3 protein-coding genes are annotated in these 2,439 nt (G+C 44.1%); 2 read left to right on the plus strand and 1 reads right to left on the minus strand.

The window, feature by feature from the left end:
• Nucleotides 1-986 (minus strand): LytTR family transcriptional regulator (locus VIN08_RS28135; RefSeq protein WP_331973015.1); only part of this gene is annotated, 986 nt, incomplete at its 3' end.
• Between the two features lie 200 nt (nt 987-1,186).
• On the opposite strand from VIN08_RS28135, the gene VIN08_RS28140 reads away from it, so the two are divergent.
• On the plus strand, nt 1,187-2,113 hold the full coding sequence (locus VIN08_RS28140; protein WP_331973017.1) for a heme-binding domain-containing protein: 927 nt from the start codon (nt 1,187-1,189) through the stop codon (nt 2,111-2,113).
• 9 nt (nt 2,114-2,122) lie between these two features.
• Nucleotides 2,123-2,439 (plus strand): hypothetical protein (locus tag VIN08_RS28145; RefSeq protein WP_414693324.1); only part of this gene is annotated, 317 nt, incomplete at its 3' end.

The following is a 2,439-nucleotide window of genomic DNA, read 5'->3' on the forward strand; positions in this document are numbered from 1 at the left end:
CGAATTGAAAGTATAAATTGACGATTGGCACGGAAGAAAACTTTTTTGTCGAGCGCCTCAAAGAGCTCATCGAGACTGGAATTGCTGGTATAGGAATTTCCGTCCAGGCAATGAATATAGGCGAGGTTGTTCTGTGTATAGCAGAAGGCCACATGCTCTACATCTATCGTTACCAGTTCGTCACGCCAGTAGGTGAGTATACGTTTCTTTACTTTCTCTTCTGGTTTTATAGCGGGCGACTCAGTCTGAATTTCCTGTTCCACTTTATCACGATGTTCAGCCAAAGAGGCATTCAATCGCATCAGTGTTTTTACATCGTCTTGTAAACTATCTTTTTCCCGCTCCAGTTTCTTTTCGTAACGGTTGCCCAGATATCGCACTACCACAAACGAGAATATAATAATGAGTATTCCGGAAATGGTACTGATCAATATAAAATTTATTTTGATCACATTGAGCTGCCGTTGTATAGCCGATACGTTGGCGTGGGCTGCCAGCATCCACGGAGTTTCCGGTATCGGATGTACATAGATTATTTCTGTCCGGTCTTCCTGCAGAAATTGCCGCAGTCCGCCATCTGCTTTTCCTCTTCGCAGTATATCTATAAAAGTGGATTTGCCCTCGCTGCCCAATTGCTTTACTTCCGAATTGCGCGATGTTACCTTCATGCCAATCTTCTTCGGATTCGGATTGCAGATTTCAACACCAGAAGTGTCGTACATACAAATAAAACCGGTCTCGGTATTGGTATTTTCAATGCTCCGTTGCAGACCCGCAGCAATTTCGTGCGTTGGTATCCCGCGTTTTAATTGTACTTCCAGCATTCGTGATACTTCGTTGGCTTCGCGCTTGCTTGCTTCCAGTTCGGTACGCAGCAATTCTTCCGTGCTGATCTTGATCAGCCGGCTCAGGCTTACTATATTAATAATCACAACGATGATGGAAATTCCTGAGAATGTTAACAGGTATAAATGATCCTTTCGCATAAAGTCTGCACGTAGATAAGGTAGTTCTTCGTTATAACCAAGACAGAAGAAAGCCACGAAAGAATTAAAAAAAGCCAGATTCATAGGAATTTCGCTGTCACTTTTTCCTTTTCAAAGCCCAAATATTCCCTGTAGCACAGATTTTACCTTATAAACGGATTTTCTCAGGTTTATTTTGTTCAAACATTATACGAACTGTCGTGAGAAAGATTATCATTTTAGTATCGGTGGCAGTTGCCTTCCTCGCTTTGCAGCTGGTTCGCAAGCCACTGGAGAATCCCCCGGTAACGGGCGACTTCTCTGCGCCTGCAGAAGTAAAGGCAATCATTAAACGCTCCTGCTATAATTGTCACTCCAACGAAACAGAATTGCCGTGGTACGATCAGCTTGCACCGGCTTACTGGCTGGTACGGTCACATGTTACCGATGGACGCAGCGTTCTAAATTTTTCCTCGTGGGATAGCCTCTCGGTGGCTGATCAGAAATCCAAACTCTTTGCATCGATCAATAAGATATTATTTCATGAGATGCCCGTGAGAGAATATACATGGATGCATCCTTCTTCAGTTATATCCGAACAGGAGATTGATGTATTGAAAAATTACCTCAAGAGTATGTCTCCTGAAAAGCAGGCTGCTCCTGAAAAATTTCAGGCAATGGAAAATCATTATACCCGTTTTGTAAGCGAAGGCCCAAAGGGAATAGAAGTTACTCCATCGCCCAACGGTATAGCCTATATGCCGGAGTATAAGAACTGGGGTGTTATCAGCACCACCGATCGTTTTGATAATGGAACCATGCGTGTAATTCTTGGAAATGCTATAGCCGTGAATGCTGTTCGCAACCATCAGGTAAATCCGTGGCCGGATGGAGCTATACTTGCCAAAGTAGCCTGGGAGCAATTGATTGATTCAACAGGTTATGCACATACCGGTGAATTCAAGCAGGTTGAGTTTATGATTAAAGACTCGCGCAAGTATGCCACCACAGCCGGTTGGGGTTGGGCGAGATGGAAGGGTATGCAACTGTTGCCCTATGGCAAGAACGAGCTCTTTACACAAGAATGTGTTCAGTGCCACAACCCTATGCGGAAAAGAGATTTTGTGTTTACATCGCCTGCACAATAAATATAGTATATGAAATTCATATCCATACTCCTGTTGTTCATAACAACCGCGTGGCTTGCAGCCTGCTCGCACGAAAGTAAACATGAAGCACATGTTGGCCGAGTGTATGATTCTCTTTCCGGGTCACTGCCGCTCGATCCGCTTAATGGACAAGTAATAACATCGTTAATCAACAAGAAGAATGACACAATGGCCGTACTCTATGGTAACGACACTGCCGTAGCGTTTGCCAGAACAAACCATTCAGGTATATATCCATCAGGAGCCAGACTCTATTTACTCACCTGGCAGGAAAAGGAAGATGCCTATTGGTTCGGAGCCCGTGT

The sequence above is a fragment of the Ohtaekwangia sp. genome, assembly GCF_036568665.1.
GTDB lineage: Bacteria > Bacteroidota > Bacteroidia > Cytophagales > Cyclobacteriaceae > Ohtaekwangia.